Below are 6,849 nucleotides of genomic sequence, written 5' to 3'. Positions count from 1 at the left end.
GTTTTTGTTTATGTTTGTTGTTTGGGCATACTTGGGTGTTGGTAGTTAGATGTTTGCGTACAATTAAGAATAATTTTTTTCTTATTAGATTGTTTCATCGAATGTTGTGAGAGATTGTTTTGAATACGCTAATTATCATTCCAGCTTTCAACGAGGAAGAATCTATCGAGTTAACAGTGGAACGGCTTATATCTACTGTTCCTGATGCCGATTTTCTTATTGTTAATGACGGATCTACAGATGGTACCGTTCGTATCTGTCGTGAAAATGGATATCCTTACCTAGATTTAACTTGTAATCTCGGTCTCGCAGGGGCTTTTCAGGCTGGCATTAAGTACGCATATCGACATAACTACGACTGTGCTATTCAATTTGATGCAGATGGTCAGCATTTGCCAGAATATATTCCTGATCTACAAAAGGCCCTTGAGCTGTGCGATATCGCAATCGGCTCTCGATTCGTTAATCACTCAAAGGGGCCTTCTCTTCGTATGCTTGGAAGCAGCATTATTCAAGCTGCTATCAAGTTGACGACTGGGCATACCATTCATGACCCAACTTCTGGCATGCGTGCTTTCAACAAGCGAATGATTAGATATTTAGCTCTCGGTTTGAATATGGGGCCCGAGCCAGATACAGTTTCTTATTTAATTCGCGCAACTGACGCCGTTGTAGTGGAAGTTCCGGTTCGGATGAGTGAGCGCGAGGCTGGGGAGAGCTACTTTAATTGGAAATCTTCTGCTAGGTATATGCTTCGCATGACTTTGTCGATTCTGTTCATTCAATTCTTTCGTAAGCGCCTGGAGGGCGATGCAGCATGACACTTCCTCTTCGCATTGCACTATTCGCTGCTTCTTTGCTCACCTTTGGTTACATGACCGCCAAGATTCGCGATTCCAAGATGCGCCTTGAGGATTCGTTATTCTGGTTTTGCTTTTCAGCTTTACTGTTGCTGGGCAGCATTTTCCCTCAAGTGTTTTTCCTGCTTTCGAATCTTGTCGGCACAATGTCGCCTTCGAATTTTGTTTTCTTGTTCTTCATCTTTATCCTATTAATAGTTTGTTTCAAATTGAGCGTTCGTTTATCACAGCTTGATACAAAGCTTCGCGAGTTAACTCAGCAATTAGCGATTGAGAAATACGAGCGGTATCACAATGACAAGACTCATGAAGAAAGAAGATAAACAATGAAAGGCATCATCCTCGCCGGCGGATCCGGCACGCGCCTGTACCCGCTCACGCTCGTGACCTCCAAGCAGCTGCTGCCGGTCTACGACAAGCCCATGATCTACTACCCGCTGTCCACCCTCATGCTGGCGGGCATCCGGGACATCCTGGTCATCTCCACGCCGACGGACCTGCCCAACTTCGAGCGCCTGCTCGGGGACGGCTCGCGCTACGGCGTGAACCTCTCCTACGCCGAGCAGCCGAGCCCCGACGGCCTGGCGCAGGCCTTCACGATCGGCGAGGACTTCATCGCCGGCGAGCCGTGCGCCCTGGTGCTCGGTGACAACATCTTCTACGGCAACGGCCTGTCGCGACACCTGACGCGCGCCGTCCAGAACGCCGAGTCGGGCCGCGCCACGGTCTTCGGCTACCACGTCGACGACCCCGAGCGCTTCGGCGTCGTGGAGTTCGATGCGCAGGGGAGGGCCGTCTCCATCGAGGAGAAGCCCGCCGAGCCCAAGAGCTCCTACGCCGTCACCGGCCTGTACTTCTACCCGGGCGACGTGGCCGCCAAGGCCCACAGGGTGGAGCCCTCCGCCCGCGGCGAGCTGGAGATCACCACGCTCAACCAGATGTACCTGGGGGAGGGGACGCTCTCCGTCGTCACCCTGGGCCGCGGATACGCGTGGCTGGACACCGGCACCATGGAGAGCCTGCACGAGGCCGCCGAGTTCGTCCGCGCCGTCGAGCACTCCCAGGACCTGCCCGTGTCCGTCCCCGAGGAGATCGCCTGGGAGAACGGCTGGATCACGACCGAGGGGCTCAAGCAGGCCGCCGAGGCCTACGGCAAGTCGGTCTACGGGCAGCACCTGAAGAAGGTCGCCGCCGGCGAGATCGTCAACAGCCCGCGCGAGTACTAATCCGATTAAATGGGAGATAGAAACATGTCCGAAGAGCTCTGCGAGCCTAAAAACATCATCGTCACGGGCGGCTGCGGCTTCATCGGCAGCAACTTCGTGCACTACGTGGTGGACAACCACCCGGGCGTCCACGTGACCGTCCTGGACAAGCTGACCTACGCCGGCAACCCCGAGAACATCGCAGGCCTGCCCTCGGACCGCGTGGAGCTCGTCGTGGGCGACATCTGCGACGCGGATCTGCTGGACAGGCTGGTGCCGGGCCACGACGCGATCGTGCACTACGCCGCCGAGAGCCACAACGACAACTCCATCGCCGACCCCGAGCCCTTCCTGCGCACCAACGTGGAGGGCACCTTCCGCCTGCTGGAGGCCGTGAGGAAATATAGCGTCCGCTATCACCACGTCTCCACCGACGAGGTCTACGGCGACCTGGCGCTCGACGACCCGGCGAAGTTCACCGAGGAGACGCCGTACAGGCCGAGCTCCCCGTACTCGAGCACCAAGGCGTCCTCCGACATGCTCGTGCGCGCCTGGACCCGCACCTACGGCCTTCGCACCACGATCTCCAACTGCTCCAACAACTACGGTCCCTACCAGCACGTGGAGAAGTTCATCCCCAGGCAGATCACCAACATCATCGACGGCGTCCGCCCCAAGCTCTACGGCCGCGGCGAGAACGTCCGCGACTGGATCCACACCGAGGACCACTCCTCGGCCGTCTGGGATATCCTGACCAAGGGCCGCACGGGGGAGACCTACCTCATCGGCGCCGACGGCGAGAAGAACAACATCACCGTCCTCCGCATGATCCTCGAGGCCATGGGCCGCGACCCCGGGGACTTCGACTGGGTCGCCGACCGCCCCGGCCACGACCGCCGCTACGCCATCGACTCCACGAAGCTCCAGCGCGAGCTGGGCTGGAGACCGGCGCACACCGACTTCGCCGAGGGCCTGAAGCAGACCATCGACTGGTACGTCGCCAACGAGGCCTGGTGGCGCCCGGCCAAGGAGGCCACCGAGGCCCGCTACAGGGCACAGGGGCAGTAGGAGGGGAGAGTGGCATGGCTGAATTAGAATTCGAGAAGGACCTCTCCGTCACGGAGACCGGCATCGGGGGCCTGATGGTCGTCGACCTCGCCGTACACGGCGACTCGCGCGGCTGGTTCAAGGAGAACTGGCAGCGCGCCAAGATGACCGCACTGGGCATCCCCGACCTCCGCGTCGTCCAGAACAACATCTCCTACAACGAGAAGAGGGGCGTCACCCGCGGCATCCACGCCGAGCCCTGGGACAAGTTCATCTCCGTCGCCCGCGGCTCGGTCTTCGGCGCCTGGGTGGACCTGCGCGAGGGCAGCGCCACCTACGGGAAGGTCTACACGACCGTACTGGACCCAAGCAAGGCCATCTACGTCCCGCGCGGCGTGGGCAACTCCTTCCAGGCCCTGGAGGACGGCACCGCCTACACCTACCTGGTGGACGCCCACTGGTCGCTGGAGCTCAAGAGGACCTACACGTTCGTGAACCTCGCCGACCCCGAGCTCGCCATCGAGTGGCCGATCCCGCTCGATGAGGCCACCGTATCCGAGGCCGACCTCAACCACCCGATGCTCGCCGACGTCGTCCCCATGGCTCCGAAGCGCACCCTCGTCACCGGCTGCAACGGCCAGCTGGGCCGTGCGGTCCGCGCGCTGGCCGAGGAGCGCGGCATCGCCAGGGACTTCGACTTCTGCGACATCGACACCTTCGATATGTCCGACCCGGACGCCTATTCACAATACGACTGGTCGCTCTACGGCACCGTGATCAACTGCGGCGCCTACACGGCGGTCGACAGGGCCGAGACTCCCGAGGGCCGCGTGACCGCCTGGAAGGCGAACGCGACCGGCCCGGCGCTGCTCGCCCGCATCTGCGCCGGGCACGGGATCACCCTGGTCCATGTGTCCTCCGACTACGTTTTCGACGGCACCGAGGAGGTGCATACCGAGGAGGAGCCCCTCAGCCCGCTTTCCGTCTACGGCCAGACCAAGGCCGCCGGCGACATCGCCGTGGCCGGGTGCCCTCGCCACTACATCATGCGCTCCAGCTGGGTCATCGGCGAGGGGCACAATTTCGTCAAGACCATGAGGGGGCTGTCCGACCGCGTCGCCGACCCCGAGGACGGGCTCGAGCAGGTCACCGTGGTCGACGACCAGCTGGGACGCCTGACCTTCACGCGCGACATGGCCGAGGCCATCTTCCATGTGCTGGGCTCGCACGCCCCCTACGGCACCTATAACTGCACCGGCTCCGGCGCCGTCAAGTCCTGGGCCGACATCGCCCGCGCCGTCTTCGAGGCCGCCAACGGCAACGGCGACAGGGTCGTGCCGGTTTCGACCGACGACTACTACGCCGGCGCCGAGGGCCCCGTCGCCCCGCGCCCGGTCCATTCCGCGCTTGACCTGTCCAAGCTCGAGTTCATCGGCTTCCATATGCCCGACTGGGAGGAAGAGCTTGCTTCATCCATAAGATAATTTACATATCTCAAGAGCTTAGAGTTCGAGAAGAGCCGATGGGTATTGCTTGCGCACCGCCCCGCGAGTCGTCCTTCAGAGACGGTGCTGACATGTTTGGCGTTTCAATAACATGTTGATTGTGGATTGGATTGCGTGCGGCGCGATTTGAGTGCATGAGTGAGGTCAACATAAGGCAGCACCACATGGAAAGATTACTAAGTTGTAATTATATAGTTCAATTTCGTTTGCTCCTATGCTTTGAGGAGGTATCTGTTTGACTAGTTTGCCGTTAGTTTCAGTTTTGATGCCATGTTACAGAGAGACTGCCGATGAGTTCTCCGAATCATTAGATTCAATATTGCTGCAGTCGTATTCTCGAATTGAGGTCATCATCGTCTTCGATGATCCCAATTACGATGTTCTATATAGAATTGCGGAATCAAGGGCTGATTATGATAACAGGATACGTTTAATTAAAAATGAACGAAATCTTGGATTATCGAAAGCGTTGACAAAGGCTTTCAAATTATCACACGGTGAGTATATATGTCGAATGGACTCAGACGACATTTCTGTAAAAAATCGTATTGAGCGTCAATTCGACTATCTGAGAGAGAATAACCTCGATTTGGTTGGATCGTATCTAAATGCAATCAACGAAAACGGAGAAGTGCTCTACCTAGTCGATGCCATACCTTCATCGGCGGCATCGGTTAAACGTGCACTTGCGATTAGAAACTGTGTGCCCCATCCGTCCTGGTTTGGTAAACGAACGGTATTTGAGTTGGGTTATCGAAGTGTCCCGCTTGCAGAGGATTATGATTTATTGTTAAGGGCTCTGCAAGCCGGTTTCTCAGTGGGCAATGTGCCCGAACCTCTTATTTACTATCGGATGACCGCTGAAAGTATCTCCCGAAAAAACCTTTACGACCAATATCTTGTTTCGCGAATTTTGAGTTCTGCATACAAGCGTGGTCATAGTTTAGATGTTAAAGAAATTGCTGCGCGAATTTCCTTTCGCTCTAATCAGCACGTGAGTATAAATTACCTTAAGGCAAACAACTGGTTCAACAATGGACTACAGTTGCTCAGGGCTGGAAAGATAATGCAGGGTCTCTTTCAATTGGCTCGTATTCCATTTATCTCGAGGGCATATTGCAAAAATCTATTTAATATGGTCCGTGTTGTGGCAATTAAATGCTTAAGTTAATTGCAGACTGGCCATTATTCTAATTCTGGTCAGTCTGCACATATTTGAATTATGCCTGTAATAAATTTTGGTCTATCCTATCAAGCAATTCTTTGCTTGCAATTGAGTCGAACTTGCGAGCAAATAGGCAATTTGAGCACTCAAGCAAACTATAATCATCTTTAGTTAACAGTTTTGGCGATGCCTTCCCCTCAGACCAATCAATGTAGGTGAGATTGTCATTAACTACATGTGACTCTGAGTATTCGTTGACAAGGGTTTGAAAAATGCATTCGTCAGGACAAAAACTATTGTCATAGTAATCAAGAATTTTGGGATCATTATGTATTTTGTTGTAAATGTAATCGATCGTGTTTGCAGATAAAATCCACCATTGGCTTCCAAACATAAAAGAATCCGTTGAATGGTGCCCTCTGTTTCTCCTAAGGGGATAACCAAGTGCTTTACTGACGCTTCGATAGGTATAACTAATTCCTTTTTGTAAGGGATTGCGTCCAATTAAGCATTCGGGCCAGTATAGAACCGATCTCCCAATAAAAGAATTATAAATGGGGCTGTCCCGCGGCATTATAGAAATGAAATCCACTTCGGGCGTCTTCTTAAGTTCATCAACTATAGATTCTGCGCTTTTCAACAGGTAGTGTTGTCCTGAAATCAAGGCATAATGGTTGTATTTACCAATGGAGCAATTAATAAGCGCGATGGCTGCTCGATTGTCCTGGTTTTGCCCCCAATGGACATCGTAACTTTCGTTTTCCGAAAGGATGGTAGTGTTTTGGAATGGCACAATCAAGTCTACTAGAAATTGAGACTTCTTATCGATGTGAATGTAAATATCTATTTCCGGATGTTGCAGATGAGATATCAATCTATTAATCAGATCTACATCGCGATGTGCCATCAGTAGAATCGCAAGTTCTTTCATTTGTTTACTGTTATTCCCAACTGTTCAAATAGTCATTATTCCAAAACATTGTTTGAGAATACCTCATTATGGTTAAACTTATGCTTTAAGATTTGTGATATCAGTCATTCATTTAAGTTCGCTAGGATAACTATCG

General features: G+C 53.8%; 7 protein-coding genes. 6 read left to right on the top strand and 1 reads right to left on the bottom strand.

Annotated elements, in window-relative coordinates; translation table 11 throughout:
- Window positions 1–119: 119 nt before the first annotated feature.
- From ACQRAP_RS02565 to ACQRAP_RS02540, 6 genes are all read left to right on the top strand, one after another.
- Window positions 120–821 carry a glycosyltransferase family 2 protein gene (locus ACQRAP_RS02565; RefSeq protein WP_427794824.1) on the top strand — a complete coding sequence of 234 codons (702 nt, stop codon included), beginning with the start codon at window positions 120–122 and terminating at the stop codon, window positions 819–821.
- The gene (locus ACQRAP_RS02560) at window positions 818–1,183 is read left to right on the top strand and encodes a DUF2304 domain-containing protein (protein WP_427794823.1); all 366 of its coding nucleotides are present in this window, start codon (window positions 818–820) and stop codon (window positions 1,181–1,183) included. Before ACQRAP_RS02565 ends, ACQRAP_RS02560 begins: the two co-directional genes overlap by 4 nt.
- Before the next feature lie 3 nt (window positions 1,184–1,186).
- The gene (rfbA, locus tag ACQRAP_RS02555; protein ID WP_427794822.1) at window positions 1,187–2,086 is read left to right on the top strand and encodes a glucose-1-phosphate thymidylyltransferase RfbA; all 900 of its coding nucleotides are present in this window, start codon (window positions 1,187–1,189) and stop codon (window positions 2,084–2,086) included.
- Window positions 2,087–2,110: 24 nt separating this feature from the next.
- Window positions 2,111–3,133: a dTDP-glucose 4,6-dehydratase gene (gene rfbB, locus ACQRAP_RS02550; protein WP_427794821.1), complete on the top strand. Its 1,023-nt coding sequence runs from the start codon at window positions 2,111–2,113 to the stop codon at window positions 3,131–3,133.
- 14 nt (window positions 3,134–3,147) lie between these two features.
- Window positions 3,148–4,596 carry a sugar nucleotide-binding protein gene (locus ACQRAP_RS02545; protein WP_427794820.1) on the top strand — a complete coding sequence of 483 codons (1,449 nt, stop codon included), beginning with the start codon at window positions 3,148–3,150 and terminating at the stop codon, window positions 4,594–4,596.
- 256 nt (window positions 4,597–4,852) lie between these two features.
- Complete coding sequence (locus tag ACQRAP_RS02540; protein ID WP_427794818.1) at window positions 4,853–5,788, top strand: glycosyltransferase; 936 nt, start codon at window positions 4,853–4,855, stop codon at window positions 5,786–5,788.
- A gap of 49 nt (window positions 5,789–5,837) precedes the next feature.
- Here the strand turns inward: ACQRAP_RS02540 and ACQRAP_RS02535 are convergent, their stop codons facing one another.
- Window positions 5,838–6,713 carry a beta-1,6-N-acetylglucosaminyltransferase gene (locus ACQRAP_RS02535; RefSeq protein ID WP_427794817.1) on the bottom strand — a complete coding sequence of 292 codons (876 nt, stop codon included), beginning with the start codon at window positions 6,711–6,713 and terminating at the stop codon, window positions 5,838–5,840.
- Window positions 6,714–6,849 lie beyond the last annotated feature (136 nt).

This window comes from Collinsella sp. SGI.180 (assembly GCF_050313455.1).
Taxonomy (GTDB): Bacteria; Actinomycetota; Coriobacteriia; order Coriobacteriales; family Coriobacteriaceae; genus Collinsella.
This window is presented reverse-complemented; position numbering and strand designations above follow the sequence as displayed.

Coding starts and splice junctions, on each gene's coding strand:
- rfbA (WP_427794822.1), top strand. CDS start 1,187: ATGAAAGGCATCATCCTCGCCGGCGGATCCGGCACGCGCCTGTACCCG.
- rfbB (WP_427794821.1), top strand. CDS start 2,111: ATGTCCGAAGAGCTCTGCGAGCCTAAAAACATCATCGTCACGGGCGGC.
- ACQRAP_RS02560 (WP_427794823.1), top strand. CDS start 818: ATGACACTTCCTCTTCGCATTGCACTATTCGCTGCTTCTTTGCTCACC.
- ACQRAP_RS02545 (WP_427794820.1), top strand. CDS start 3,148: ATGGCTGAATTAGAATTCGAGAAGGACCTCTCCGTCACGGAGACCGGC.
- ACQRAP_RS02535 (WP_427794817.1), bottom strand. CDS start 6,713: ATGAAAGAACTTGCGATTCTACTGATGGCACATCGCGATGTAGATCTG.